The 26,638-nt window shown below is 63.6% G+C and carries 24 protein-coding genes; 13 read left to right on the top strand and 11 right to left on the bottom strand.

The window, feature by feature from the left end; all coding sequences use genetic code 11:
• Positions 1-2: 2 nt before the first annotated feature.
• Both H1R19_RS06340 and H1R19_RS06335 read right to left on the bottom strand, forming a co-directional pair.
• Complete coding sequence (locus tag H1R19_RS06340; RefSeq protein WP_219850969.1) at positions 3-1,514, bottom strand: hypothetical protein; 1,512 nt, start codon at positions 1,512-1,514, stop codon at positions 3-5.
• The gene (locus H1R19_RS06335) at positions 1,511-2,899 is read right to left on the bottom strand and encodes an NHL repeat-containing protein (protein WP_219850967.1); all 1,389 of its coding nucleotides are present in this window, start codon (positions 2,897-2,899) and stop codon (positions 1,511-1,513) included. Before H1R19_RS06335 ends, H1R19_RS06340 begins: the two co-directional genes overlap by 4 nt.
• A gap of 124 nt (positions 2,900-3,023) precedes the next feature.
• Here H1R19_RS06335 and H1R19_RS06330 point away from each other — a divergent pair, with 124 nt between their 5' ends.
• Complete coding sequence (locus tag H1R19_RS06330; RefSeq protein WP_219850965.1) at positions 3,024-4,127, top strand: XdhC family protein; 1,104 nt, start codon at positions 3,024-3,026, stop codon at positions 4,125-4,127.
• A 141-nt stretch (positions 4,128-4,268) separates the two neighbouring features.
• On the opposite strand, the gene H1R19_RS23450 is transcribed toward H1R19_RS06330, so the two are convergent.
• The 6 genes from H1R19_RS23450 to H1R19_RS06300 form a co-directional block, all read right to left on the bottom strand.
• On the bottom strand, positions 4,269-4,817 hold the full coding sequence (locus tag H1R19_RS23450) for a 2Fe-2S iron-sulfur cluster-binding protein (protein ID WP_372632016.1): 549 nt from the start codon (positions 4,815-4,817) through the stop codon (positions 4,269-4,271).
• Positions 4,774-5,718, bottom strand: coding sequence for a zinc-binding dehydrogenase (locus H1R19_RS06320; protein WP_219850961.1), 945 nt, complete (start codon positions 5,716-5,718; stop codon positions 4,774-4,776). The genes H1R19_RS23450 and H1R19_RS06320 overlap by 44 nt, the downstream gene beginning before the upstream one ends.
• Before the next feature lie 155 nt (positions 5,719-5,873).
• The gene (locus H1R19_RS06315) at positions 5,874-6,671 is read right to left on the bottom strand and encodes an enoyl-CoA hydratase/isomerase family protein (protein WP_219850959.1); all 798 of its coding nucleotides are present in this window, start codon (positions 6,669-6,671) and stop codon (positions 5,874-5,876) included.
• A gap of 10 nt (positions 6,672-6,681) precedes the next feature.
• Positions 6,682-7,443, bottom strand: a complete 762-nt coding sequence (locus tag H1R19_RS06310) for an SDR family NAD(P)-dependent oxidoreductase (protein ID WP_219850957.1) — start codon at positions 7,441-7,443, stop codon at positions 6,682-6,684.
• A gap of 46 nt (positions 7,444-7,489) precedes the next feature.
• Entirely contained in the window at positions 7,490-8,686 is a 1,197-nt protein-coding gene (locus H1R19_RS06305) for a thiolase family protein (RefSeq protein ID WP_219850955.1), read from the bottom strand.
• A 73-nt stretch (positions 8,687-8,759) separates the two neighbouring features.
• The gene (locus tag H1R19_RS06300; protein ID WP_219850953.1) at positions 8,760-10,055 is read right to left on the bottom strand and encodes an oxygenase MpaB family protein; all 1,296 of its coding nucleotides are present in this window, start codon (positions 10,053-10,055) and stop codon (positions 8,760-8,762) included.
• A 203-nt stretch (positions 10,056-10,258) separates the two neighbouring features.
• Between H1R19_RS06300 and H1R19_RS06295 the strand changes: the two genes are divergently transcribed.
• Positions 10,259-10,837: a TetR/AcrR family transcriptional regulator gene (locus H1R19_RS06295; RefSeq protein ID WP_219850951.1), complete on the top strand. Its 579-nt coding sequence runs from the start codon at positions 10,259-10,261 to the stop codon at positions 10,835-10,837.
• Positions 10,838-10,864: 27 nt separating this feature from the next.
• On the opposite strand, the gene H1R19_RS06290 is transcribed toward H1R19_RS06295, so the two are convergent.
• Genes H1R19_RS06290 through H1R19_RS06280 form a run of 3 tightly spaced genes read right to left on the bottom strand, consistent with a single transcriptional unit; the run spans position 10,865 to position 15,018 of the window.
• Positions 10,865-12,532 (bottom strand): class I adenylate-forming enzyme family protein, encoded by a 1,668-nt coding sequence (locus H1R19_RS06290; RefSeq protein WP_219850949.1) that lies wholly within the window; start codon positions 12,530-12,532, stop codon positions 10,865-10,867.
• Position 12,533: 1 nt separating this feature from the next.
• Entirely contained in the window at positions 12,534-13,652 is a 1,119-nt protein-coding gene (locus H1R19_RS06285; RefSeq protein ID WP_219850948.1) for an acyl-CoA dehydrogenase family protein, read from the bottom strand.
• A gap of 7 nt (positions 13,653-13,659) precedes the next feature.
• On the bottom strand, positions 13,660-15,018 hold the full coding sequence (locus H1R19_RS06280; RefSeq protein ID WP_219850946.1) for an acyl-CoA dehydrogenase family protein: 1,359 nt from the start codon (positions 15,016-15,018) through the stop codon (positions 13,660-13,662).
• Between the two features lie 58 nt (positions 15,019-15,076).
• Between H1R19_RS06280 and H1R19_RS06275 the strand changes: the two genes are divergently transcribed.
• The 11 genes from H1R19_RS06275 to H1R19_RS06225 are packed head-to-tail and all read left to right on the top strand — an operon-like array spanning position 15,077 to position 26,636.
• Positions 15,077-16,498 carry an aldehyde dehydrogenase family protein gene (locus tag H1R19_RS06275; RefSeq protein ID WP_372632013.1) on the top strand — a complete coding sequence of 474 codons (1,422 nt, stop codon included), beginning with the start codon at positions 15,077-15,079 and terminating at the stop codon, positions 16,496-16,498.
• Positions 16,499-16,536: 38 nt separating this feature from the next.
• On the top strand, positions 16,537-17,946 hold the full coding sequence (locus tag H1R19_RS06270; RefSeq protein WP_244970893.1) for an aldehyde dehydrogenase family protein: 1,410 nt from the start codon (positions 16,537-16,539) through the stop codon (positions 17,944-17,946).
• Between the two features lie 44 nt (positions 17,947-17,990).
• Positions 17,991-18,800, top strand: coding sequence for an enoyl-CoA hydratase-related protein (locus H1R19_RS06265; RefSeq protein WP_219850942.1), 810 nt, complete (start codon positions 17,991-17,993; stop codon positions 18,798-18,800).
• Between the two features lie 2 nt (positions 18,801-18,802).
• Positions 18,803-19,666 (top strand): MlaE family ABC transporter permease, encoded by an 864-nt coding sequence (locus H1R19_RS06260; RefSeq protein ID WP_219850941.1) that lies wholly within the window; start codon positions 18,803-18,805, stop codon positions 19,664-19,666.
• A 17-nt stretch (positions 19,667-19,683) separates the two neighbouring features.
• Positions 19,684-20,541 (top strand): MlaE family ABC transporter permease, encoded by an 858-nt coding sequence (locus H1R19_RS06255; RefSeq protein WP_219850939.1) that lies wholly within the window; start codon positions 19,684-19,686, stop codon positions 20,539-20,541.
• Positions 20,542-20,543: 2 nt separating this feature from the next.
• Entirely contained in the window at positions 20,544-21,629 is a 1,086-nt protein-coding gene (locus H1R19_RS06250) for an MlaD family protein (protein WP_219850937.1), read from the top strand.
• Positions 21,629-22,639: an MlaD family protein gene (locus H1R19_RS06245; protein WP_219850935.1), complete on the top strand. Its 1,011-nt coding sequence runs from the start codon at positions 21,629-21,631 to the stop codon at positions 22,637-22,639. The genes H1R19_RS06250 and H1R19_RS06245 overlap by 1 nt, the downstream gene beginning before the upstream one ends.
• Before the next feature lie 14 nt (positions 22,640-22,653).
• Positions 22,654-23,631, top strand: a complete 978-nt coding sequence (locus tag H1R19_RS06240; protein ID WP_219850933.1) for an MlaD family protein — start codon at positions 22,654-22,656, stop codon at positions 23,629-23,631.
• Between the two features lies 1 nt (position 23,632).
• Positions 23,633-24,670, top strand: coding sequence for an MlaD family protein (locus H1R19_RS06235; RefSeq protein WP_219850932.1), 1,038 nt, complete (start codon positions 23,633-23,635; stop codon positions 24,668-24,670).
• Entirely contained in the window at positions 24,670-25,680 is a 1,011-nt protein-coding gene (locus tag H1R19_RS06230) for an MlaD family protein (protein ID WP_219850930.1), read from the top strand. The genes H1R19_RS06235 and H1R19_RS06230 overlap by 1 nt, the downstream gene beginning before the upstream one ends.
• Entirely contained in the window at positions 25,677-26,636 is a 960-nt protein-coding gene (locus H1R19_RS06225) for an MlaD family protein (protein ID WP_219850928.1), read from the top strand. Before H1R19_RS06230 ends, H1R19_RS06225 begins: the two co-directional genes overlap by 4 nt.
• The last annotated feature ends 2 nt before the right edge of the window (positions 26,637-26,638 follow it).

The raw sequence follows: 26,638 nt of genomic DNA, 5'->3' as shown, positions 1-26,638 counted from the left end.
GTCTACTGGAGTTCCACGGTCTCGGGCCAGGCCATGGTGTGGCCGAACGCGACGATCTTCTGGAGCTGTCCCCGGGCCGTGAGCCAGATGGGTCCGTTGTCGTCACAGACCACGCTGGGCTGCGGCGTGACAAGGGGCGCAACATGTAGGGGCTCAAGCGTTGTCGCGTCGACTATGGTCAGCAACCAGGACTGGCCACGGGTGCGGTCGACGGCGGCAGGGCCTCGGAGCGGCCACCATGATCGACTGGAGCGATCGGGCGGGTGGCCGATGATCCAGATGTGGTCGCCGACGGCTCCGGCCCGGAAGAACCTCGATGGGATGTGCCGCGTGGTGCCGGGGGTGAGGTCGGGTGTGATGTCGGTGAAGGCGCCGTCCTGCGCGACTCGGAGTGGATTGCCCAGGAGGACAGGATCGTGCGGATGGCGGCCTTCGGTGTCGGGCAGCATCGGACCCGGATGGCAGGTGCCGCTCATCGCGATCCTGGCCGGCCGGTAGCGCCGCGCGCCGGCTGCATCGTCGCATCGGAGAAGGACGACGAAGCTGCCTCCGTCGGCGACGGAGTCGATCGGCGAACCGGTGGGGGTGTCGACCTCGACGGGTTCCGCGCCGGGTGCGTGGATGAGCCACGGCTGGGTCGGGGAACATGCGAGGAAGTGCTCGCCGCGCACGGCGCCGACCGTGGCCGGCACCTCGCTCGTCCGCCGGCCCATCTCGGTGGCTGCGTCGACGCGATAGGTACCGTCGGGCCCGCTGATCCAGCACCCGGACGGAGTGGCCCACACCGACCGACCCCGCGCGACCGGTCCGGGAAACAGATGAGTTGTCGCCGAACCGTCGTCGTCGATCCGCACCGCTGTGGGCAGTTCGCTGTCAATGGCCCACACACGTCCTCCACACGCCGCGACATCGCCCGCGACCAGCCGTGGACGAAGCGGCAACGGGGGGACGTCGTCGAGATCGAGTGTGATCAGGACGCCGATCTCGCAGCGCGACAACGCAGGTGGATCGCCGTCGAACGCGCGCTCATCCGAGAAGAACCTGGGTGACTTCTCCACGGTGCGGTATTCACGACGTCGAGGCACCGGTGCCCACCGCATCGGGGTGTCGTCCCGCACCCAGAACATGGTGGCGACCTGAACACTGGTCACTCGTCCGCGTACCCACCCGTCCGCGTCGATCCCCATGACGCCCATGAACTGTCCGGTCAGCTCGACTCGTCCGGTGAGTGGGCGGCGGCCGCGCCGCGTGGCCGTCCATCCGTCACCGCGTAGAAGCCCGCTCCACCGCCAGCCGTCGCCACTCTTCCGCGGGCCGCGTTCCGCCGGTTCCAGCGTGCCGCGGACGGTTACCGAATCAGGCTCACCCGCAGACGTTTCGGTGAACAGAAGTGGGAATGAGGTGACCACACCGACCTCAGGCGGATCGATCTGGCCGTCGGAGATCGCGAGCTCGTCGACCAGGACGGTCAACGTTCGTCGCCGGTGCGGGCCATCGTGTCGTGCATCGCTCATCGTCTGCGCTCGCATTCGGTGGCGGGCGGAATGGACTCCGTGATCCGCGCGGCGACCTCTACCAGCTCCGGCCTGCGCGTCGCCGGCGCGGCGAGCAATCGGTACAGCTGATCTCGGTCGGTCACCCAGACCGCGGCCGGCTGCGCGGTCACCGAGCGATGCTGGTCGATCCGCCAGCTGGATTTGACTGCGAGCGTCGATGATTCGAGAACGGAGAGGATCGGTACGCGAGGGAGTGGCGTCGCGGGAACGTCGGGTTCGGGAATCGGCCACCACGACCACTCAGGGTCCGTAGTCGACCGGTACGTCAATACCCACGCGTCGTCACCGAGTGCTCCGCCGTCGACAGGCCTCGCGGGTAACCGTTCGTGTGGCCCGAGAGTGAGGTCGTCGTTGACCGTGCTGACCACACCACCGTAGAACAGGCGCGGCGGGCTGCCGGCGAAGAACGGACGCTGGGCCCGCCGAGCCGGGGGCTGCACCGGCCGGCCGACGGCGATCGTGCCGGTCGTTGTGATCCGCACGAGTCGGAGGCGATGCCCGGATGCGTCTCGCGTGGAGAGCGCGACAACGAAATTGCCTGAGCGGCAGTCGATGCCGATACTCCTCGGCCCGCCTTCCGGCATGGCGAGAGGGATCGGATCATTGTTCGGTGAGTGCAGCGTCCAGCCGTGTTCGACGTCGTGGACGATGAGCGCCTCACCGCTGGTCGCTGCATCGGCGATGCCTCCGTGGCAGACCCGATACGCGGGCGAGCCCGCGGTGACGCGGTACAGCCCGTCGGTCCCGAACACCCAGCATCCCGTCGGGGTTGCTGCGACCCTTCGCATGTCGGTGGTTCCCGCAGGGAGCACGTATTCGGTCGCGTGATTCGTTGTGGTGTCGAGCCGTGCGACCAGCGGCAGTTCCGTGTCGGCCACCCAGAGCGCGTCGCCCGCCGCGGAGATGTCACCGGGCACAAGGGATGGGCGTGGTGCGGGCGGAGGTACGTCGTCGAGATCGAGGTCGATCAAGGTGGTCGTGTCTGTGTGGTACACGCGAGTGATTCGACCGCGAACACGTCCCGCATCGATCTTCAGCGTGCTGGTGAAATAGCCGGTCAGTTCGACCGTCCCGCACAACGGCCGGCGGCCGTGCCAAGTGGCGGTCCAACCGTCGCCGCGAAGCAGGCCTCGCCAGATCCACCACGACGCACCCGTACCGTCGTCGCGGTATTCGAATGGTCCGGCGTCGTCAGGCTCCAGCACACCCCGCACGGTCATCAGCCCGTCGGACCGCCTCGAATCACCGGAGAACGGCGGCGATTCCGCCTCGGAGAACGCCAGGGGAAAGTCGGTGATCGCTCCGACTCGAGGTGGCGCCAGCGCTCCGTCACCAAGTGACATCTCCGCGACCCGGACCAGCAAACCACGAGGGCGCCTCATGCGCCTTTCTGCGGACTCGACATGCAGAGCACCGTAGCACCCCCTCGCCTGGCCTGTGGGGCCCCGATCTGGTCCACTGGAGGTCATGCGCGACGTCCTGCGGTCCCTGATCGATCTGATCGATCGCGACGACGCGCGTCCGGTCGCGTTGTGTCGCGTGGTCGGGACGACGGGATCGGCACCGCGCGAGCTGGGCGCGGCGATGATCGTCACCGCCGACGACGCGGTGATCGGGTCGGTGTCGGGTGGCTGCGTCGAATCCGCGCTCGTCCACACCGCCCGTGACGTCCTCGACACCGGCACGGCGGTTGTCGAACACTTCGGCGTCGACGACCCCGACGATCCGGCACCCGGCCTGACCTGCGGTGGGCAGATCGAAGTGTTCGTCGAACGTGTCGAACCGAGCGCGGAACGTCGGGCGCAACTGACTCGCCTTGCCACCGCGCTCGCCGCCGATCAACCCATCGCCTGGGCTACGACACTGACCGCCCAACCCGACTGGTACCTGGCCACCGAGACCTCGCAGCCGCCGTGGCGACACCTCGACCGCGACGTCGCCGATCTGCTCGCCACCGGCCGCACCGGACTCGTCGGCGTCGACGACTGCGACGCCGAACGCGCCCGGCCCGACCGACGTCCCCGGACCTTCGTGCAGACCTTCGCACCGACAGCGCGATTGATCCTGGTCGGCGCCAACGATTTCGTCCGAGCGCTGAGCTCGCTCGGAGCGACCCTGGGAATGCGTGTCACGGTCGTCGACGCTCGCCCGGTGTTCGCGACCGCCGAGCGGTTCCCCGACGCCGACGAGGTGATCGTCGGCTGGCCCGATCGCTATCTGGCAGAACAGATCCGGGATCGGCGGGTCAGCGGCACGACCGCCGTCTGCGTGATGACACACGACCCCAAGTTCGACGTCCCGACACTGCGAACGGCACTCGCCGCACCGACGTTCGGGTTCATCGGCGCACTCGGATCACGACGGACCGTCGACGACCGGAACCGTCGCCTCCGTGAAGCAGGAGTCGACGACGCACAACTCGCCCGCCTGCGCTCACCCCTCGGACTCGACCTGGGCGGTCACACCCCCGCCGAGGTGGCTGTCGCCATTGCGGCGCAACTCATCGCCGAGCGCCACAACGCCTCGGCCACACCGCTTCACCTGGGGGACGGGCCGATACACCACCGGTGACTTCAGGCGCCGGTGAACCGCGGCGCACGCTTCTCGGTCCGAGCCGCACGCCCCTCCTGCAGGTCGGCACTCTCCCACGCGCGCATCGTCGCGGCCGCCCTCCTCCGGCGCGGCGTCGGCTACTCGTAGACCACTCCGACCTCATCGGCGCCCGGCACCGCCTGGCAGGCGAGAATGTACCCCCTCTGCTAGCTCGTCTGCGTCCAGTACGTCGTTGTAGCGCAGCAGTACCTCCCCCTTGACGAGGCGACAGATACACGCGCCACATGTGCCCTCTTCGCAGGCGTATGGAGACTCGACTCCGTGCGACCTGAGCGCGCAGAGCAACGTGGAGTCAGGGCCGCAATCGACCTTATGCGGGTCACCAAAGATGTCGGCACCTCCATCCGGTGCGGTGTTCTCCTCCTTGGCCGGATCAGTGGTGAACCGCTCGAGATGGACCACAGCAGACGGCGACCAGAGCGCAACTCCCTCGACGAAGGAGTCCAGGAATCCTTCAGCCCCACAGGCGTAGACCTCGCCCGAGGCAGACGACGCCGCGAACTTCGCGATGTCCTCGGAAGTTGGGCGTCCCTCCACCGGGCTCTCATGGGGTGTCCCGGATTGCCCGACGGGACGGGGAGCGGGCGGCGGCACACGCCCGTCTTCAGGAACTCGCGGTGAAGACGACCTTTCCACGTATCCGACCATCAATCATATCCAGGAATCCTCTGTCCGCCTTGCCTAGTGAATAGGTTGCGGCTACCGGCGGACGGATCTGGTTCACGCTGCAGAATTCAGTCAGGTCGGCGAGCTGTTCGAGCGAACCCATCGACGACCCGACAATCGTCAACTGCTTCGCGAAGACCAGTGCAATGTTGATCGTCGCCTCGTACCCGGTTGTGGCACCGGGCACCACCATGGTCCCGCCTGCCCGTAAACACTTCAGAGAGTGATTCCACGTAGCCGCTCCGACTGAATCCATCACCACATCGACGTGCTGGGGTAGTCGCGCGTTGACCTCGAAGGTCGCCTCGGCACCGATATCCGCGGCGAAGCGACGAGCCTCGGCACTCGTACCAGTCACCCACACACGCGCTCCGGAGGCTTTCGCCAGCATGATGAGCGCAGTCGACAGACCACCACTCGCTCCTTGCACCAGAACGAGATCATCACTCCCGATCTTGGCTCGTTCAAAGAGCATTCTGTAGGCGGTCAGCCACGCGGTCGGAAGACACGCCGCTTCCTCGAAACTGATGGTGTTCGGGAGTTCGATGAGGTTGCCGGTCGGCACCGAAACAAACGAGGCGAAGGTCCCGTTGAAGCGCTCGGAGAGTACCGATCTCGTCGATCCGTCATCGATGACTGGATGAATGATGACACGCCGCCCCGATTCGTCCAATCCGGCGCCGTCAGAGCCCAGGATCATGGGAAGCCGGCTCGCGGGCAGCCCGATTCCCTTCAGTGCCCAGATGTCGTGGTGGTTCAACGAGGCAGCCTTGACCTCTACGGTGGTCCACCCTTCGCGCCGAGCAGGTTCGGGACGCTCGCCGATTTCCAAAGCAGACATGGGATCGGTCGGACTCGCGCCGACCGCGTACACGGACAGCATCAGACGCCTCCTAATCGAGGATGTGGATGTGAATCGTTCATGTCATTTCTGCACTTCGTCGTAGATCTGATGCCGCACTGACAGATCATCCAGCAGCAGGAGCCGGTATGACCGTCTGGATGGTCCCGCGCCGCTGTTGCGCCGCCGGCCTCCTATCAGCCGACGCGACTCTTCGCCGCGAAGGCCCGAACCGCTGCCTGGAAGTCGGGGCCCGCGATGTTGAGCGCCTGCAAGCGGGCCTCGGCTTCGAGCGCCTGGCTGTACGAGCTGCTGAACGAATCGTTCAGCAGCGCCTTGGTGCTGGCCAACGCCGAGGGAGAGAACCCGCGCAAACGGTTCGCCAGGTCATCGACCGACGCCTCCAGCGCATCAACCCCGACAACCCTGTAGACCAGTCCCAACTCGAGTGCTTCGCTGGCGGTGATGGACTCACCGAGCATGCAGAGCTCCTTGGCCTTGCGCATCCCGACCAATCTCGGGAGTGTCCAGCTCCCGCCACCATCGACACTCAACGCGCGTCGAATGAAGATCTCGCAGAAACGAGCGCGTTCGGATGCGATAACGAAGTCGCACGACAATGCCAAGTTCATCCCGATTCCGACGGCCGCACCGTCCACGGCCGCGATGGTCGGAACCGTCAGCGAAGCCAGCTCGGCGACAACGGTGTTGAACCATTGCATCCGCTCGTGCTGGCTCCGATGCGTCGAGGCCTTGCCCTGGGCCTGGTCGCTGGAGAGATCCGCACCGGCGCAGAACGTGTCACCGGCACCCGCGAGGATCAGGACACGGACCTCCGAGCAGTTCCGAATCTCCGCGAGCGCCTCCTCCAATGCCGACCACATCTCCGTGCCGATGGCATTCTTCTTCTCCGGACGGTTCAATGTGACCCGAGCAAGCCCGTTGTCGACAGTGACCTCGACACGACTCGCTCCGGATCTCACGTCGATTGTCATGGTCCGCACATCACCTCGGCGCCATACGGATCGCTCCGTCGAGGCGGATGGTCTCACCGTTGATCATCGGATTCTCGATGATGTGCGCTGCCAGCATCGCGTACTCGCTCGGCGAGCCGAGTCGCTTCGGATGGGGTACCGAGGCACCCAGCGAATCCCGAACCTCCTGCGACAGGCGACCCAGCAGCGGGGTCTCGAAGATTCCGGGAGCGATTGTCGCCACACGGATCTGCTTGCCGGCGAGATCCCGCGCCGCCACGATGGTCATACCCACGACGCCGGCCTTCGACGATGCGTACGGAATCTGGCCGATCTGCCCTTCGAACGCCGCAACTGATGCGGTCATGATGACGACCCCTCGTTCGCCATCGACACTCTCGTTGCGAGCCATTCGAGCCGCGGCGAGGCGCAGCACATTGAACGATCCGATCAGATTGGTCGTGATGACCTTCGTGTAGTGCTCGAGCGGCGCAGGTTCACCCTGCTTGTCCAGGACGCGCAACGTGTGCCCGCTACCTGCGCAGTGAACCACGGCTCGGATGGGTTTACCGGCCGACTCAGCCAGGTCGAGGGCGGCATTGACGGCCGCTTCGTCGGTGACATCGGCGGGAGCGAACTGCGCTCCGATCTCAGCTGCCACCTCCTCGCCGCGTGACGCCGGCAGGTCGACGATCACCACGGCGGCGCCGGCCTTCCCGAGCGCCTGAGCCGTGGCCAATCCCAGGCCGGAAGCCCCTCCGGTGACAACCACCGAAGACTGGTCGATATTCATGAAATCCTCTCGAATTATGTTGTTGAAGAAGGGATGTTGGATGAAGTCACCCGAGTCGTTCGATGATCGTCGCGTTGGCCATACCGCCTGCCTCGCACATCGACTGCAGTCCGTAACGCCCCCCGGTCTGTTCGAGATTCGTCAACATCGTCGTCATCAGGCGCGCCCCCGAAGCGCCCAGCGGATGTCCGAGCGCGATTGCGCCACCGGCCGGGTTGAGTCGTTCCGGGTCGGCGTCGAATTCGGCCTGCCAGGCGAGAGGCACCGGAGCGAACGCCTCGTTGATCTCGTAGTGGTCGATGTCCTCGAGTGACAGACCCGAGCGACTCAGCACCTTCTTGGTGGCGGGGATCGGGCCCGTCAGCATCAGGACCGGATCGTCCGCAGCCACCGCAAACGAATGGAACCGCGCGCGTGCAACGAGGCCGAGCCGTTCCGCCACTGCGGCGTTGGCCACCAGCATGGCTGATGCTCCGTCCGTGATCTGGGACGAATTGCCCGCTGTCACCGACCACGAGATCTCCGGGAATCGATCGTCTGCCTTCGTCCTGACGAAGGCGGGCTGCAGGCCGGCGAGCTTCTCTGCGGTCGTACCACGACGTGGCGTCTCATCGGTGTCGACGATGCGCTCCCCACCGTCTTCACCCACCACCCGGATCGGCACGATCTCGGCGCGCACGTCTCCACGATCCTCGCGGTTGAGCGCACGTTCATGCGACCGCGCCGCGTAGCGGTCCTGCTGTTCACGATCGAGTTTCCATCGGGAGGCGATGAGCTCGGCCGAGACACCCTGAGGAACGAGCCCGGGTGCGTAACGCTCGGCCACACCTGGACCGTAGGGGTCCATCCCGACCGTCGAGGTCCCCATCGGAATCCTGCTCATGGACTCGACGCCCGCAACGATCGCGAAGTCGTAGACACCGGCCATGATCCCCTGAGCGGCAAAGTGAGCTGCCTGCTGGCTGGAGCCACATTTCCGCTCGACGGTCGTCGCCGGAACGTGTTGCGGGAGACCGGCCGACAACCAGGCCATCCGCCCGATGTTCCCTGCTTGCTCACCGACTTGCTGAACACAACCGACCAGGACGTCATCGATCAATGCCGGATCCAGGTCCACGCGCGACAACAGATTCTTGATCGTCTGTGACAAGAGCTCGACAGCATGCAGACCAGCCAGCGACCCGCCGGCCTTCCCCTTTCCGAGGGGCGACCTGACCGCATCGATGATTACCGCTTCATTCATTCAAAAATCTTTCAGTTCGAAACAGATACGTTGTTGTCATCCGATACCGCACGGCGAGTGCGCCGTACACCAGTCAGGTCTTGACGAGAATGTCGTTCGCCCTGGAGCTGTTGCGTTCCAGTCGCGTGACGACGTCATCGGCGTCCGCGACTTCGGTCTCGCCCTCACGCAGTTGCACCGCGACGCCGAACGCCTCGATAGCGGCGCGGGCTTTGGCTTCGTCGTCGTGTGGCAGGAGCCGGGTCACACGATCGTAGAGTGCGACGAAAGGCTTTGCCGCAGGCAGCAAATAACGCAACCGATTGTTCGGGATGTTCAGTTGTTCGCAGATCTCGTCGCCGGCCCACGCGCGCATCAAACCGTAGGTGAGCTTGCGTTTCTGATCGGCGTCGAGTCGCCGATCAATCGGACCCGGTATGACCTCGTAGCCCTCGATCTCCTCCTCACACATGTAGTCGGTGAGGGATTTCATGAGCGCACGGCAGCCCTCGTCCGCCGGATGCTCGAGCATCTTGACGATCGCCGACTTCCGCTTGAGGTCTGCCCAATCGACGAAGTTCACCTCTTCGGGAATCCCCATGATGTGGCCCACATAGCGCCACAACGCGGTGATGTCCTCCTTGTCCCGCTGGGTGACCTTCATCCCGGCCTTCTGCAGCGCGTCGACAACCGCTTCGGCGAAGAGGCTTCCCATCGTGTAGAGGGAGTCCATATTGCTGACAACCAGGCCCCAATCGTCCCAGTCCCAGTGCTCGTTGCGCGACAAGTGGTAGCGAACAGCCGCATGAATCCATCTGACTTCCATGGTCATTCGGAATCCGTCGCCTCGGCGTTCCATTCCCCCGGGCTTCGACGAGTTCGCCGCCCACCTCAGTGTCTCGATGAGTCGACGCCCAACCTGGTCACGTTCGATGAGGCGTCGACTGAGCACGAGCGGTCGCGACCCTCCGTAGGTACGGAATCCGGCGCCGATTGCCGCGTAGGCCAACGTCATCACAACGATCTTGCCGCCCCGCCAGTAGGCGACACTGCCGCGATGCAGCTGGTTCCAATCGACCCAATCCGGCACGGAGTCAACCGATTCGAAGAGATCGATCAGCTCCTGCGGCGCGTCCGGCACCGACTCGATACCGTCACTCAACGCCTTGTCGAACATTTCTTTGCCGCGACCTTTGAGTGGCTTCAGCGCCTTGTACGCCCGGTAGCCGATCTCGTCACCGGTGTTGTAGTGCGAGGTCAGGAACTCGAGCTCGCTGCGCCCGAAGGTTGCCACCGCCTTTTCGTAGTTGACGGTTCGCCTCAGCTCCCTGCCCGGCGGGACGACCTCGGGGACGTCGAGACCGCGAGGTTGTGCGGTGAGTGGGGACATCAAGACCTCCAGGTGTTTGCTACTTCGTGGTGCTGTGGATCACTCGCTAGGAAGACAGATTACAGTGTTTGTCGTCTGCCGCCAAGGATGGCGGCGATTGTGGGGCAGCTCTGAAGACGGCGGGCGCATTGCACCGCGTAGGCGAGTAACATTGGTTCGGAGAGCGACAACTTCTGTCACTTGTCTTCTAACGAAAGGTGCCCATGCAGTCGGGAGATTCGGTGACGCGCACACGGATTCTGCGCGCCGCGCGCCCAGTGGTCGAGCGGTTCACCGTGAGCAAATTCAGCATGGAGGACGTGGCCCGCGCCGCGGGCATCGCCCGCCAGACGATCTACAAGCACTTCTCCGGGAAAGACGATCTGCTGATCGCGATGTACATCGAGCAGCTTCAGGAGATGAATGAGAACTTGCGCGACGTCGCGGCCGGAACTCCTTCGCCTGAGCAACTGGTGACAATCTTCATCGAGGAGCTTCGGGCGGCACAGGAGTTCCCACTGTTCGACTCCATGCTGGAACCCACCATCGCCCCCCGGATGGCCGAGATGGTGTTCCGGTCGGAGGCAATGTTCCACGCTCGGAACGAGTTCTGGTTCCCCGTCCTGCGCCGATACCTGAACGAGGGCGTGATCGCTCGCGACCTCGACTTCTCCGCGGCCGTCCGCTGGATCACCTACCAGGAGTTCTGGTTTCTCACCCACCCGACAGTGCTGACAACCAATCCCGAGGAGCGGGTTGAGTACGTCAGGAACTTTATCGTTCGTGCCCTGCTGGCTCGGTGAGAAACCAGAAACCTCTGGCGGTCGACATCAGGGTGCGGCTATAGGTCCGAGACGTTCTCGCAATGTCCGCTTCAAGACCTTTCCGGCACCGGAGATCGGCAGGTCCTCGACGACATGGATCTCCCGGATTCGCTTGTAGGGCAATAGCATGGCGTTGACCTCGTCCATCAGCACAGAAGGATCGATGGTCGCACCGGCGGCCGGGACCACGAACCCGACCGGGATCTCGCCGACAGCTTGGTCGGGTCGACCCACGACCGCTGCGCCGTACACCTCGGGCCGAGCTGTCAGAATCTCCTCGATCTCACGGGGATAGACGTTGTACCCCTTGTAGATCAGCATGTCCTTGCTGCGGTCGACGATCGTGAGGTAACCGTCTTCGTCGAGGACTCCGATATCCCCGGTGCGTAGCCAGCCTTCTTCGTCCAGTACCTCGGCGGTCTCCTGCGGGCGGTTGTGGTATCCGCGCATCACCTGTGGTCCACGCACGACGATCTCACCCTGTTCTCCGGTCTCGACCGGCACACCACTGTCAGGGTCGACCAGTCCGATTTCCGTGTCGAAGACGGGCACACCCACAGTCCCGGGTTTTCTGAGCCCCGAGACCCAGGTCGGTCCAATGGCCACCCCCATCGTCGCCTCCGTCAGCCCGTAGCCTTCGGTCACGACCGCGTTCTCGAATCTCGCACGGAGAGCCGCGATGTGGCTACGGGGCAGCGGGCCCGCACCCGAACTGATGTTGGAGACGCTTCCGAGGTCTCGGGTCTCGAGGTCGGGACACGCAAGCAGAGCCGCGTACAGCGCCGGGGCACCGCTGAACGACGTCACCCGGTACTTCTCGGCGTCGGCGAGGTACTTCGCCGGCTGGAACCGGTCGTGCAACACGAGCGTGACCCCCGCGGCAATGGGCACGCTCAACGAACCAACGCATCCCATGGCATGGAACCACGGGGTGAGATTGATCGAGGTACCGGTCCCGAGACGCACCGGCCAGTCGGACTCATGTCCGATCTGGATGAAATCCAGCCTGCCCTCCTCCGCGTTCACCGGAACTGCACCGTGATTCCAAGCGACAAACTGGACGATGTTGGAGACCACATTCCGGTGAGTCAGTTCGACACCCTTGGATCGCCCGGTGGTTCCACCCGTGTACGAGATGTGCGCGAGGTCGCCGACACCGACGTCTGCAACGGCGGAGAGTCCGTCTCCTCGTCCGGATTCGACGAAGTCGTCGAAAGGAACGGAACCCGAAAGGGCCTCCTGCCCCACGTGGATCACCAGAACGACGCCCGTCGCGTCGAGGACTCGGGCCAGGGTCGGGCCCGACATGTCGTGCGTCACCACCGCGCGCGCGGCACAGTCGTTGAGTTGATACTGCAGATCATCCTGCGGTAGCAGCGGATTCGTCGGTGAGTACGTCGCCCCGGCGACGAGCGATCCGTAGTACGCGATCGCGTACTCGATGCAGTTCGGCAGATGAACGGCGACCACCTCACCCGGTGACACCCCCGCTCGCCGGAGGGCATGCGCGAACGAAACCGCCGACGCCCACAGCTCTCGATAGCTGATCGAACGACCGTCCTGCGTAAGGGCGGGCCGGTCACCGTATGCGCACGCAGCCCCTTCGAGAACTGCCTGGACCGTCGTCTCCGGATACCGAAGACCGGCAGCGAACTCTGTCGGCAGAACACTCACCTCAGATCCCCAGCCGATCTGCCAGCAGCCGGCGCTGATGGTCGATCCCACCAAGCAACGTCGCCGATGAATGGGCACGGCGATAGTGGAGGTGGGCGTCGTGCTCCCAGGTGCAGCCGATCCCACCGTGGATCTGGATGTTCTGCCGCGCCGAATACGTGTACGCCTCCGCGGCCATCGCTTTCGCAGTAGGTGCCGCGAGGAAGAATGCGCCCCAATCGACGTCGTCGGCTGCTGCCAGGTCTGTCGCGTGATAGACAGCGGAGCGTGCGACCTCGATCGCCGTCAGCATGTCGGCACACCGATGCTTGATCGCCTGGAAGCTACCGATCCTGCGGCCGAACTGGGATCTGGTCCCCGCGTACTCGACCGCCACGTCCAGACACGCCTGCGCACCACCCAGCTGTTCGGCGGCAATCGCAACAGTTGCGAGAGCCACACCCCGCGTGATGACCCGATCCACGTCATCAGTCGCCACCCGAGTCACCTGCACGTCATCAAAATGCAGGTGGGCCTGCTTCCGAGTCATGTCCGCAGTCACGAGCTGCTCTGCTCGGACACCCCCACGACGGGTGTCCACCGCGAACAACGACGCACTCCCGTTGTGGTCGGCTTCGACGACAACCACGTCGGCCACATGTCCGTCAGGAACATACGTCGCGGTTCCGGAAAGCAGGTACTCATCGCCGCGCCGGGTCACCTTCGCGGTGAACTCGTCGAGCCGCGCACCAGCCGCATTGCGCAGAGCGACCGTCGCGATGACCGAACCCGATGCGATCCCGGACAGGCACTCCTTCTTCGTGACGCTGTCATCGGCCATGCGAAGGATGTTGGCGGTGAGTCCGACTGTGCTCAGATAGGGCGTACCTACAATTGCCCGCCCCATCTCTTCCCAGACGAGTAGCTGTTCGACCGGTCCTGCACCGGATCCCCCGAACTCCTCCGGCAAGGACAGACCCTGAAGGCCCAGTTCGTCAGCCATACGCTGCCAGGTGGCGCGCTCGAAACCCGACACGGACTCCATCTGGACACGCGTGGACGCGCTGTCGAAGTTCGACTGGAAGAACTGCCGGATCGAAGCCCGGAAGGCGTGGTGTTCCTCTTCGAAAACAATGCTCATTGGTCGCTCACCTGTCCTTCAGCTCGCTGAACGGAACATCCCGGTCCACCTGCGGCTCCTTGGGAAGTCCGAGTACTCGTTCGCCGATGATGTTCTTCAAGACCTCATCGGTGCCGCCCGCGACCGACAGAGTCGGCACGAACAGCAAGGTGTTCACGAAGGAGTCACCCTGGGGCGCGCCTTCCCGCCAAGCCGCTCCGGCGGCCCCTGCCAGGGCGAATCCGAACTCCGCCGCGCGATTGGAATAGTCGGTGCGCACCAGTTTGGCGACCGACCCTTCGGGTCCCGGCTGTCGGCCGCTGAGGATGGTGGCCGTGATGCGCTTGCCGAGCAACCCCACCACCGATTCGCGCATCCACAGATCCGCGAGCCGGGCACGAATCGACTCGTCTGCCGACAGGCCCTGCTCCGCGGCGAGATCGATCAACGCCTGCGCCGAGTGCACGTCGTCCATCGGCCGCACCGCCCCGAGCGACACCCGTTCGTTCATCAACGTCGTCGTCGCGGTCTGCCAACCGCGTCCGACCCCGCCGAGGACGTTCTCGGCGGGAATCCGAACGTCGTCGAAGAACACTTCATTGAAGTGCTCGCCACCATCGATCTGGCGGATGGGGCGAACCGTCACGCCGGCGGACCGGAGATCGAGGATGAACATGGTGAGGCCCTTGTGCTTCGGAACGTTCACGTCCGTACGCGCCAGGACGATGCCGAACTCACAGTGGTGCGCACCGGACGTCCACACCTTCTGTCCGTTCAGAACCCACTCGTCACCATCCAGGACAGCCTTGCTGGACAGTCCAGCCACGTCGGATCCCGCCCCGGGTTCCGAGAACAGCTGACACCACACCTCATCTCCACGCAGCATGGGTTCGATGTAGCGCCGCTTCTGCTCCTCGGTGCCGGCCGCCAGGATCGTCGGGCCGCACATCCCGAGGCCGATGATGTAGACGACCAGCGGTAGATCGTATGCACCGGCCTCCTCGTTGAAGACGATCTGCTCCCGCAGGCTCAAGCCCTGACCGCCGTACTCCGTGGGCCAGCTGATACCGGCGAAACCCGCCTCGAACAGCAGCCGTTGGCACTCGCGGTTGCGCTCGACAGCCTCGTGATCGCCGGCACCGACTCTGCGTCGAGAGCCGTCCGGTGTCTTCAACCAACCGTGCTCGGGTGCGGTCTCCGCCAACCATTGAGCCGCCTTGGCGCGAAACCCTGCCAGGTCAGAAATGTCAACGCTCTTTGTCACACGTATGCCCCTTTCCATTCGGGTGTGTACTGCGCCACAGGATGACATATTACGATATCTGTCTCCAGTCGCCGTAGGTGATGGTCGCCCACTCTTTTCGCCTTCCCATGTGTCCTTGACCACACGACAGGTGACAGATTACGTTGTATGTCGCCCTACAAATTGACGACTGGAGATGCAGATGACCTCGGTGGCCTCCCAGAGCCGATCCGTTTCCGCAGAAGGCGCCGACGGCCCCGCTACGCTCGCACACTCGACCCTCGAACGACTGCGACTCACGTTCGCCGACGGACGCACTCGCACGCTCCAGTGGCGGCTCGCCCAACTCGAGGGCCTCGCCCGTCTTCTGAACGAGAACGAGGATGCGATCGTCGCTGCGCTCGACAGCGACCTCGGACGACCCCCAGCCGACGCATGGCTCGCTGACATCGCCGCGGTACTAGCCGAGATCAAAACGGCGCGTTCAGGACTCAAGAAGTGGATGAGTGACACCACCGTGCGCCTGCCACTCATGCAGGCCCCCGGTCGAGGCCGTGTCCACCGGGAGCCTCAGGGAATCGTCCTCATCATCGGACCCTGGAACTACCCGCTGTATCTGACACTCGGCCCCCTGGTCGGCGCATTGGCCGCCGGCAACTGCGCTGTCGTCAAGCCATCCGAGTTCGCACCCCGCTCGTCCGCGCTCCTTGCCGAACTCCTTCCGCGCTACATCGATCGCGACGCGGTCCAGGTCGTCGAGGGCGGCGTACCCGAAACATCGGCCCTCATCGCCGCACGTGTGGACCACATCTTCTTCACCGGCAGCCCGGCAGTCGGAAAGCGGATCATGGCCGCCGCCGCTCCCCACCTGACGCCGGTCACGTTGGAACTGGGCGGCAAGAGTCCCGTGATCGTCGATGATCACGCCGACATCGCCGTCGCCGCGCGTCGCATCGTATGGGCGAAACTGATGAACTCGGGACAGACGTGTATCACCCCGGACTACATCCTTGCGACGGACAAGGTCGCCGACAAGCTCACACGAGCAATCGTAAGAACCTTGAAATCCTTCAGGCCGCAACCGGATCCCGGACTGCGCATCGTGGACTCCCGACAGTTCGACCGCCTTCTCGGCTTGCTGAACGGACACAACGGTCAGATCGTTCACGGCGGTGGCACCAGTCGCGAGGGGCTCACGATAGAACCGACGGTCATCCTGGACCCGGACCCCGACTCCGAAGTCATGCAGGAAGAGATCTTCGGACCGATCCTTCCCATTGTCACGGTCAAGGATCTGAGCGCCGCAATCGATTTCATCAACGCAAGAGAAAAGCCTCTGGCCGCCTACCTGTTCAGCGGGTCACGCACCGCGGCGGATCGTGTGGTTGCCGAGACGAGCTCCGGCGGAGTGGTAATCAACCACATCGGCCTGCACTGCATGGCACCCAACCTCCCCTTCGGCGGCGTCGGGAACTCGGGGATGGGCGCTTACCACGGACGATGGGGATACGAAACGATGAGTCATCGCAAAGCCGTGGTGACCACCTCCACGCGACCTGATCCGCCTCTGCTGTATCCCCCGGCGCGGACTTGGAAGCAACGAATTCTCCGCCGATTCTTCTGAATCCCAACTTCGACAACCACCCGACAAGGAGTTCTACGGTGTTCAACCCGTCTATGGTGATACACGGCCGGCAGGTGTCCTCGCCTGACACCTTCGAGGTCATCAATCCCGCAACCGGTCAGGTGTGTGGCCAAGTCCCTGATTGCACCGACAGCCAGTTGGACGAGGCGATGTCTTCTGCGCTGCAGGCCCAACGCGAATGGGCCGTCGACGCCGACAGGCGTCGGTCCCTGCTCGCCGACTGTGCTCGTCTTCTCACCGAGAACCTGGAGGACATCGCGCGCCTCCTGACCACCGAACAGGGCAAGCCGATCAACGAATCACGACGCGAAGTCGGTGCTGCCGCAGCCTGGTTCGGCTACTACGCGGCGCTCGATCTGCCATCCGAAGTCGTTCAGGATGACTCGGACACATACATCGAGGTGACCCACGAGCCGCTCGGGGTCGTCGCCGCCATCACGCCGTGGAACTACCCGATTCTGCTCGCATCGTGGAAGCTGGCACCTGCCCTCCGTGCCGGAAACACCGTGGTGCTCAAGCCATCACCCTTCACACCGATGTCCAGTCTTCTCCTGGTCCGCACCCTTGCGGAGATCCTTCCCCCGGGCGTCCTCAACGTGATCACCGGACGAGATGAACTGGGCCCCAAGGTCACCTCACATCCAGTTCCCCGAAAAGTCAGTTTCACCGGTTCGACCCAGACCGGTAAACGCGTCGCCGCATCCGCCGCCGCGACCCTCAAGCGGGTCACCCTGGAATTGGGCGGCAACGATGCAGCGATCGTGCTCGACGACGTGGACCCTGCTGCGATCGCCGAGAAGCTCTTCTGGTCGGCCTTCATCAACAACGGCCAGACGTGCATCGCGATCAAGCGGCTCTATGTTCCCGCCTCGCGTCACGAGGATTACGTCTCCGCCCTCGCCGCGATCGCCGACAGCGCAGCGCTCGGCGATGGCGCCCTCGAAACCACCCAATTCGGCCCGATCAACAACACTACTCAGCATCGCCGGGTGGTCTCCCTCATCGATGATGCGGTCTCTCGCGGTGCGAAGATCGTTACGAACACCGACCCTGTGGATGTTGGTGCCGGTTTCTTCCACCGCCCGACCATCCTCACCAGCGTCTCTGACGAAGCGCTCGTTGTCGCCGAGGAGCAATTCGGTCCGGTGCTGCCGGTCCTTCCCTACGAGACGGTCGACGAGGTCCTCGTCCGCGCCAACTCGACGACTGCGGGTCTGGGTGGCTCCGTCTGGGGCACAGACGAGCAGCGGGCGTCTCAGATCGCCGATCAGCTGGTCTGCGGCACCGCATGGGTGAACACTCATGCGGCACCGTCACCACGCGCCGCGTTCAGCGGCGTGAAGGACAGCGGCCTCGGCGTGGAGAACGGGCGCTGGGGACTCGAGGCATTCACCCAGCCGAGGACGCGGTACGTCGCGCGCGCCTGACCACACTCGCCGAGAACCAACCTCCGAACCCGGAAAGGAAACCCGTGGCTCAGCCCCAGGTCGCGACCACCCCTGTGTCATGTACGCAGGACGATCACATACTCACCATCACCATCAACCGCCCGGATGCACGCAACGCCATCAACGGAGCGGTGAACGCCGCGATCGGCGATGCGATCGAACGCGCCGACAAAGACCCGGACGTGCGAGTCGTGATCTTGACCGGTGCCGGTGACAGATCATTCTGTGCAGGAGCAGATCTCAAAGCCATAGCCGCTGGCGAGGAGATCGTTCCGGTCGATGGGGTCCGCGCCGCCTGGGGCTTCGCCGGGTACGTGTCCCATCACATCAGCAAGCCGACCATTGCCGCAGTCAACGGCGTGGCTCTCGGAGGCGGAACCGAGCTCGTCCTCGCATCCGACATCGCGATCGCCTCCGAGAGCGCCGTGTTCGGCCTCCCGGAGGTGAAGAGAGGAATCATCGCCGGCGCCGGCGGGGTCTTCCGTCTGCCGAAGCAGATCCCACCCAAGATCGCCTACGAACTGATGTTCACCGGCGAACCCGTCGATGCCACCACCGCACTGCGCCTCGGCCTGATCAACAGAGTGGTGCCGCACGATCAGGTCCTCGGAGAGGCACTTGTCACCGCGAGGCTGATCGCGTCCAACGCGCCCTTGGCCGTCCAGGCGAGCAAGCGTGTGGCTCAACACATCGTCGACGGTGACGTCTGGTACGAGCAGGATTCCTGGACTCTGTCGGCGTCCGAGCGCGCGGCGGTACGTGCTTCGGAGGACGCCAAAGAAGGTCCCCGCGCATTCGCCGAGAAGCGCGCCCCGGTCTGGAGCGGAAGGTAACGATGGCGATCGCACCTTCCGCCGGGCGCATCCCCAAGTCCTCGGCACCGGTCCGTACTGTCGTCAAACCCTTCCGGGGAGTCGCAGGCCGGGTGGTGCAGAGCGTCGACACCATCGGTCGGGCCGTTCGGTTGACCGGCGAGGTCATCTGGTTCTCCGCCACCGACATCGCCACGCTCCGCCTGCCGGTCGCCGAGGTCGTCGAACAGATGTGGAGACTGTTCAAGGTCACCGCCCTCCCGGCACTTCTGATGGCGGTCCCGATCGGGGCCGAAGTGTCGGTTCAGGTCGGCGGTGTCATGAATCAGGTGGGAGCGAACTCCTTGGCCGGCGCGGCAAGCGGTCTCGGCGTCGTCAGCCAGGGTGCGCCCATGGCCGCCGGGTTGCTGATGTCTGGCGCCGCGGCATCGGCGATCGCTTCCGATCTCGGTGCGCGATCTATCCGTGAAGAGATCGAAGCGATGCGGGTCATGGGAGTGAATCCCGTTCAGCGACTGATCGTCCCGCGATTCCTGGCCATGCTCATGATGGCGCCGGCGCTGTGCATCATCATCATCGCGTCAGGCGTCGCCGCCGGACTCGCGATCTCGTCGAACGTCAATGACGTCGTCCCGGCCAGTTTCTGGCAGAGCTTCGGAGCCTTCGCGACGCCCGTTGATCTCATGTTCTCCGTGCTGAAGGCTCTGCTGTTCGCGCTCATCGTGGTCGTGATAGCGAGCCTGCGGGGACTCGAGGCAAAGGGTGGCCCGAAAGGCGTGGCGAATGCAGTCAATGCGTCCGTTGTGCTTTCCGTGTTCTGCATCTTCATGACAAACCTGATGGTAAGCCAGCTGCAGGTCATGTTCTTCCCCCCACAGATGGCGTGACCGATGAAGGAAACGTGATGACCCAGTCAACCAGAACCACCCTTCGACACCGCTTCGGGCACCGCCTTCGCAGAGCTGCCCAGGATGTGGCACTCGAGGTCGGCCAAGTCGCAGTCTTCGTCTACAAGACCTTCACCATGCTGCCCACCACCTTGCGCCACTATCGCAAGCAGACCGTCAAGACGATGAACGACATGGCCTGGGGCAGTGGCTCGCTCGTTGTCGATGGCGGCGTCGTGAGTCTGATGTTCTTCCTCGGCATAGCTGTCGGCGCCGTCGTAGCGATCATGGCGTTCATGGCCTTCGACCTCCTGGGGTTCGGCGCCCTGACCGGAATCATCGGTTCTTTCGGAAACATTCGAGTGATCGCACCGATCATCACCGGTATCGGCTTCGCCGCCCAGGCGGGCTGCCGGATGACCGCAGAGATCGGCGCGATGCGAATCTCAGAAGAGATCGACGCGACCGAATCGATGGGTCTTCGAGCGATCCCGTTCGTCGTGGGCACCCGGCTCATCGGCGGCATGCTCGTCGTCCTGCCGAGCTATCTGATGGCTCTTGTTGTCAGCTTCGTCACCGGCGGGTTGATCGTCAAGACATTTCACGATCAGCCATCCGGCACCTACGACCACTATTTCGCGCAGTTCGTCACCCTCCCCGATCTGATCGCATCTGTGCTCAAAGCCGTATTGTTCTGCGCGGTGGTCACCCTCATCCACTGCTACTACGGGTACTTCGCCAGCGGCGGCCCCGCCGGTGTCGGACTGGCATCCGGACGTGCCATCCGTGCGAGTCTCGTTGCCATCGTGGTGCTCAATTTCGTTATGACCGTCGCCATTTGGGGCCTGAGTCCCGAACTTCCATTCAAGGGTTGATCTTGTCACGACACACAACGCAAGACTTCATCCGCGGCGATCTCGGCCGCCAGTTACGCACACTCACATTGGTCGGGGTCTCGACGATCGCCGTCCTCGCACTCGTCGTCGGAATCACCAGCATGGTCTACTCGCGGACGTCCGCGCCCGACGGAACCCAGCTCCGGGTAGTCGTCCCGGCCCTGGGACCAGGGATCAAACCAGGCTCGAAAGTACTTCTCAACGGCGCCGAGATCGGCCAGGTCACCGAGGTGGCCACACCTGGAGCCGGCACGGTGAACCTCGATCTCGATCTCGACCCGTCGATGAACTCCGTCCTCACCGATTCCTTGGATCTCGACTTCCGTCCCGAGAACTACTTCGGGATCACCGCGGTGAACATCGTGCCTCGCGACGGCGGCCTACCTTTGCGGACCGGCACTGTTCTGCACCGTGATTCGTCCCCCGACTTCACCATGTCGACAATGCTCGAGCAGGGTTCTCTCGTCGTCGACGGCACTCTGACACGAGATGTGATCGCCAGCCTGGACAAGGTGATGAGATACGCGACCGGTCTCGCCCCGCTCATCCGATCCGGGGTCATCGTGGCCGATACGGTGGCGAGAACACAGCGACACATGCCCACGGTGCTCATGCGCCGCGCGAACGCACTCCTCGAGGAGTTTCCGACCTTCACCCGAAGCGTGTTCGACTCCTTGTACGTGATGACCGAGAGTCCGTACAACATGCTTCCCGACGGATCACGCGGCGTCCCCGAGCAGTTCCATGACCTCACGAATGCCGGCCTGACCCTCGCCTCTTCAGATCTCTTCGGGCTGGCCGGCTCGTTGCTGGCGTCGCACGGCAGCGAACTGACGCCGTTGACAACCTCGGTGAAGTACCTCACCGACCCCTTGCCACAGGCTATCGGCGGCGTAGCGAGCATGGAAAAACTCATGGACGCAATCGACGGACTCGATTCCGCCTTCACCGGGTCCAGACAGCAGAAGGTCTTGCAGCTGCGAGTCGTCCTCGGCGGTTTGCCGGCGATGTCGAGCTCGCTGGCCCGTATGGGCCTGAGCCCAAACAGCCCAGGAGGAGAAAACTGATGTCAGCGCACCGCAAGGCCACGATCTTCGCAGCTCTGAAAGTCGCTTTGGTCGCGGCGGTCACAGTTGCTCTGTTCGTCCTCGTCGTCAATGCCATGCGTAATCCGGTGGAGGGCAAGGCCGCCGAATACAGTGCGGATTTCACCGACGCCTCCGGACTCCACGAGAACGGCGACGTGCGGACGAAAGGGATGCGCATCGGCAAGGTGATCTCGGTCGAGTTGGAAGACCGCGACGACGCTCCCGTGGCGCACGTTCGGTTCACGATGGACCGCAAGTACCGATTGACCGAGAGCAGCAAGCTCGCGATCAAGTACCAGAGTCTAACCGGAATTCGGTATCTGGACTTCACACCAGGCGACGATCCCGGCCGAACCGTGACCGATCTGTCTGCATCCCAGACTATTCCGTCATTCGACATCACCGAGTTGTTCAACGGACTGCAACCGGTGCTGTCGACGATGAACACTGCACAGATCAACGAGTTCAGCGAGAACGCCATTGCTCTCCTCCAAGGTGACGGCAGCGGCTTGGGCCCGATGCTCGACAGTGCCCAGAAACTCGCCGAGTTCGCCACGGACCGCCAGAAGGTGATTTCCACATTGACCAACAACATGGCGCGGATCTCGGACTCGATGGGTGGTCGCTCCCCTCAGGTCATTCAGTTCCTCGAGGCAGCGAACATACCCATGAGCGCCGCAATGAAGGTACTGAACGAATTCGAGAAAACGGCGACCACGGGCCCCGCCCTTGTCGAGCCTATCGAACGCCTTCTCAAAGCTCTGGGTGTCAGCCCCGATCTCGACGTCGATGTGTTCATCCAGCAGCACTTCGACGACATGACCGACGCCCTCCAGTCGTTCCAGCTCATGCCGAGCGCTCTGGCGGGTCTCCAGTTCTCGCAACCCGGGACCGGCGCTCCGAAGAAGTGCAGCAAGGGCCGGGCCCAGCTCCCGACCGATGTCCGGGTCCTGCTGTCCGGCAGTGAGGTGGTCCTGTGCGCACAGTGAACAGACGCGGTCCGATGAAGGTTCTTCAGCGGATCGGTTCGAGCAACATCCTCCTGGGCAGCACCGCTCTCCTTGTGGTGGCGATCATGCTCGCCACCCTCGGGATTCTCTACCTGCGACCACCCGCCCAGAAGGAGATCCGATTCGAAACCACCGACGCGTCCTCGATCTCGATCGGCCAGGACGTGCGCGTAGCCGGGATCAGCGTAGGCAAGGTGACCGGGATGTCGTTGGCACCTGAACAAGTTGTCGTCCGGTTGCGCGTTGATGAGTCGACGAAAGTGGGTGACCAGTCCCGCGTCGAGGTCCGCATGCTGACCCCGGTCGGCGGCTACGCGGTCTCCCTCATACCGCTCGGTCGGAGGACTCTCGTCAGCTCGATTCCGGCCGATCGTGTAACGGTGCCCTATTCCATCGGGGATGTCCTTCAGAGCGCGCCCACCGTGACCGACCACGTGGACGGAACCGATGTGAATGCAAATCTCAAGCAGGTAGCCGCAGCCTTGCAGGGCAACTCGACGTCATTGGAGTCAATCGTCGATGGCATGGGTGCGATCACCGAGGTTTTCGACAAGCAACGGACACAGGTACATCAGGTCGCTGCTCTGGCCGAAGAGTATCTCCAGAGCTTCAACGCGAACCGAGAGTTCATCTTCGGCCTCATCACGAAGATCGATCAGGTCGTGAGCGCATACAACAACAGTTGGGCAGGATTCAACTACACCTACAAACTCCTCGCGAGTGTGACCTACCGTCTGATCCCGTTCGAGAAGTATTACCTGGAGAACAGCGACGAACTCAGATCGAGAATCGTCGCCTTGCGGGACGGCATCAAGGACATCCAGGAGCATATGGGTCCCGCCCTCGACAATCTCGTGAAGATGCGGGGACAGTTCGCCGCCTGGCTGACGCCGACGGGAATGAAGGAAATCGGCGGCGGCTCGTTGTGGGCGAAGAACGTGTGTGTGCCACTGGCCGGACGGGAGTGCTGAGATGAAGTCGCGCAAGCTGAAAATGATCTTGGCGACAACGGTTATCACCGCCGTCGCCGTAACCGGTCTGGTCATCACCAAGGCTGGTGGCACCACGACGAAACCGTCGACCCACCACGCCGGCGGCGACGGGTACTGCGCCGATCTCGATGAGACGATCGGTCTCTACGTGGGGAATCCGGTCACCCAGATGGGTATGAAAGTCGGCGAGATCAGCGCAGTCACGCTTCGCGGAGATCATGTGCAGGTCGAATTCTCCCTGAACGACGGACGTGCTTACCCTGCCGACGTCCAGGCCGTCACCCGCTCGAAGTCGCTTCTCGCCGACCGGAGCCTGGAACTCGTCGGCAACTACCGTTCGGGTGAAATGCTCACGCCGGGAGAATGCATCAACACTGAACGCACGCACACCCCCAAGAGCATCTCCGAGATCGCCGGCTCTGCTTCGGATTTCATCGAGGCGATCACGGATGCCGACTCCGGCGATGTGGAGTCCGCACTCGACGGACTGGATGCAGCTCTTGTAGGAGTCGGTCCTGCTGCGAATACGATGTTCCAGCAAGCTGCCTCGGCTTCCCGAAATCCCGACCAGTTCATCGCCGATATCGGTTCATCGGTCGCGAACATGGCCCCGCTCAATGAATCCGCGCTTCAACGCTGGCCACAGATCATGAGCATCGTGAACCAGATGCCCGAGGTCACCTGGCGCGGCGACGATCTGCTCGGACCGGCCGGCGACTTCTGTCGAGGAGTCGGGTGGATCGTGGCGACCATCTACGACATCCAGCGTAACTACGGCGACGAGTACATCTGGCCGACGATGAGGGGCCCGGTGAAAGACATCATCGCGCTGGCCGCAGCACGCTCTCCCGATCTCCAAAGCCTCTACGGCATGGTGCCGTCGGTTGCTGCCGGGATGCGCGCCCAGGCGAACCTGACGGGTGGGTTGTCCATTCCCTACAAGGCGCCCACTGTTCGAACAAGTCGCGGGGGCACCGTGGACTTGTTGTCGATGATCCTCGGGAAGGCTTCACAATGATGACGATCAAGCGTCTCCGCGGCCTGGTTCACCTCGCGCTGGCGGGTCTTTGCGCGGCCCTTGTCCTGAACGGGTGCTCGCTCAGTCCCCACGATCTGCCGTCAGCGCGCGTCGGTGTGACCACCGACTACCGCGTCATCCTGAAGTTCGCGAGCGTTCTCAACCTTCCAGTCGGAGCAGATGTCCAGTTGGATGGGTTGCGGGTGGGCACAGTCGAATCCACCCACGATTCGGACTCCGGGGTCGACGTCCTCGTCGGCCTCAACGCGTCGGTCAAGATCCCTGCCGACTCGCACGCCATCATCCGCCAGGACACCCTCCTGGGCGATACCTACGTCGCGCTGACCCCACCCCCGCCGTCGTCAAGGCCGATCGAGTTCCTCACCGAGGGAAGCGTGGTGCCCCAAACGCAGACCACGTCGCCTCCGCAGCTCGAGGACACGATCGCAGTACTGGCGAACTTCGTGAACGGCGGAAGCATCCAGAAGGTGCAAGACACCATGGCGACCCTCAACACGACCCTGCCGGCGCTTCAAGACGTGCGGAGTATGGCCACGACGGTTTCCTTGGATCTCGGGAACCTCGCGGAGGGTACAGCCGAGATCGACCGGCTACTCAACGGCCTCGACGCCACGTCTCTCGCTTTTGTGGACAAGTCCGACAAGATCGCCGGGGTGCTCGCACCCGAGAGTGTGCACTACTTCAAACGGGTTGCTCAATCGGTGTTGTCCCACGTCAGCACGCTCCTTCCGTCCGTCGGATCGATCTTCATCGGCGGTATGTGGTTGGTCCCGATGCTGGAGTCCCTCGCCGACACCGCCGAGGCTGGACGCGGGATCTGGGACCAGGCACCCCGCGCTGCGGATCGCTTGACCGAGTTCCTCGAAACCACGCTGTTTCCGTGGATCGAGAGGCCTGCCGTCAACGTCACCTCCGTGAGCACAACAGATGACCGGCAACTCCTCGACGACACCAAGACCGTCCTACGTATGCTGGGGGCAATCCGTTGATCACGAAGAATCGGCTGTCGGTGCTCGCGATGGTGATCTTGGCGGTGGTATCGGTCGCATACATCGTGCAAGTCGGTTTGCACGTGGGGACGCCGGCTCACCGCAACGCCACCGTGGCCGTCCCTGACACCAACGGAATACTCGTCGGTTCCAGAGTTTTGGCCCGCGGAATCGAAGTCGGTCGCGTGACCGACATCAGGCCTACCGCCGCCGGGGCCGAGCTCGACTTCGAGTATGACGACTCGCTGTCCATACCCGTCGACAGCACATTCCGGGTTGATAGCCTTTCCGCACTCGGCGAGGCATACATCGCAGTCCTACCCCACAAGAGTTCGGGTCCGTACCTATCCGACGGCGCCCTGGTCGATTCGAACAATGTCGAGTCATCGACGACCTTCAAGGAACTCTCTGAGCGGCTGACGGTTGCCCTTCGTCAAATCGGCCCCCAGAAGGTTCAAAGGATCTTTCGAGAACTCGACACCGGCTTACCCGAAGGTGGCGAGGTCGTCGCTGACCTCAATCGAGCGGGGAGCATTCTGGCTGCGGAACTCACCCAGCAGCGAGATGCGTTTGTGACTTTACTGGCCACATTGCAGCCTCTGCTCATCCGCAGCGGACCGATCCCGCAACAATTGCGCGAGACCTCGCCCTTGCTCGACGGGTTCGGGCATGCGGTGGTCGAGATCCTTGTGGGCGCGCGGGACGTGACCGTACTGGGCGGGCCGCTGTTCACCGGCATCCGAGACGGGGCCAGCCCGTTCCTCAACGAGTTGCAAGCGTTTCTCGACACGAACTCCGCGAACCTGAACACGATCGGAGTCAACCTTCTGCCCGCGGCGCGGGCCGGCGCCGCTTCACTCAAGTCCGTGGATCTCGGTCGGCTGCTGAACAACTTCGTCGCCGCCACACACCCCGAGGGCGCAGTCACAGTGCACGTACCGATCGGAGGACGTTGATC

Source organism: Gordonia jinghuaiqii, from assembly GCF_014041935.1.
GTDB lineage: Bacteria > Actinomycetota > Actinomycetes > Mycobacteriales > Mycobacteriaceae > Gordonia > Gordonia jinghuaiqii.
The sequence above is the reverse complement of the archived record's forward strand: the minus strand, read 5'-3'. Positions and strand labels throughout refer to the sequence as shown.

Coding starts and splice junctions, on each gene's coding strand:
- H1R19_RS23450 (WP_372632016.1), bottom strand. CDS start 4,817: ATGGTCGGATACGTGGAAAGGTCGTCTTCACCGCGAGTTCCTGAAGAC.
- H1R19_RS06235 (WP_219850932.1), top strand. CDS start 23,633: ATGAAGTCGCGCAAGCTGAAAATGATCTTGGCGACAACGGTTATCACC.
- H1R19_RS06275 (WP_372632013.1), top strand. CDS start 15,077: ATGACCTCGGTGGCCTCCCAGAGCCGATCCGTTTCCGCAGAAGGCGCC.
- H1R19_RS06260 (WP_219850941.1), top strand. CDS start 18,803: ATGGCGATCGCACCTTCCGCCGGGCGCATCCCCAAGTCCTCGGCACCG.
- H1R19_RS06330 (WP_219850965.1), top strand. CDS start 3,024: ATGCGCGACGTCCTGCGGTCCCTGATCGATCTGATCGATCGCGACGAC.
- H1R19_RS06310 (WP_219850957.1), bottom strand. CDS start 7,443: ATGAATATCGACCAGTCTTCGGTGGTTGTCACCGGAGGGGCTTCCGGC.
- H1R19_RS06285 (WP_219850948.1), bottom strand. CDS start 13,652: ATGAGCATTGTTTTCGAAGAGGAACACCACGCCTTCCGGGCTTCGATC.
- H1R19_RS06315 (WP_219850959.1), bottom strand. CDS start 6,671: ATGACAATCGACGTGAGATCCGGAGCGAGTCGTGTCGAGGTCACTGTC.
- H1R19_RS06255 (WP_219850939.1), top strand. CDS start 19,684: ATGACCCAGTCAACCAGAACCACCCTTCGACACCGCTTCGGGCACCGC.
- H1R19_RS06300 (WP_219850953.1), bottom strand. CDS start 10,055: ATGTCCCCACTCACCGCACAACCTCGCGGTCTCGACGTCCCCGAGGTC.
- H1R19_RS06230 (WP_219850930.1), top strand. CDS start 24,670: ATGACGATCAAGCGTCTCCGCGGCCTGGTTCACCTCGCGCTGGCGGGT.
- H1R19_RS06295 (WP_219850951.1), top strand. CDS start 10,259: ATGCAGTCGGGAGATTCGGTGACGCGCACACGGATTCTGCGCGCCGCG.
- H1R19_RS06305 (WP_219850955.1), bottom strand. CDS start 8,686: ATGAATGAAGCGGTAATCATCGATGCGGTCAGGTCGCCCCTCGGAAAG.
- H1R19_RS06340 (WP_219850969.1), bottom strand. CDS start 1,514: ATGAGCGATGCACGACACGATGGCCCGCACCGGCGACGAACGTTGACC.
- H1R19_RS06240 (WP_219850933.1), top strand. CDS start 22,654: ATGAAGGTTCTTCAGCGGATCGGTTCGAGCAACATCCTCCTGGGCAGC.
- H1R19_RS06320 (WP_219850961.1), bottom strand. CDS start 5,718: ATGCTGTCCGTGTACGCGGTCGGCGCGAGTCCGACCGATCCCATGTCT.
- H1R19_RS06245 (WP_219850935.1), top strand. CDS start 21,629: ATGTCAGCGCACCGCAAGGCCACGATCTTCGCAGCTCTGAAAGTCGCT.
- H1R19_RS06335 (WP_219850967.1), bottom strand. CDS start 2,899: ATGTCACTTGGTGACGGAGCGCTGGCGCCACCTCGAGTCGGAGCGATC.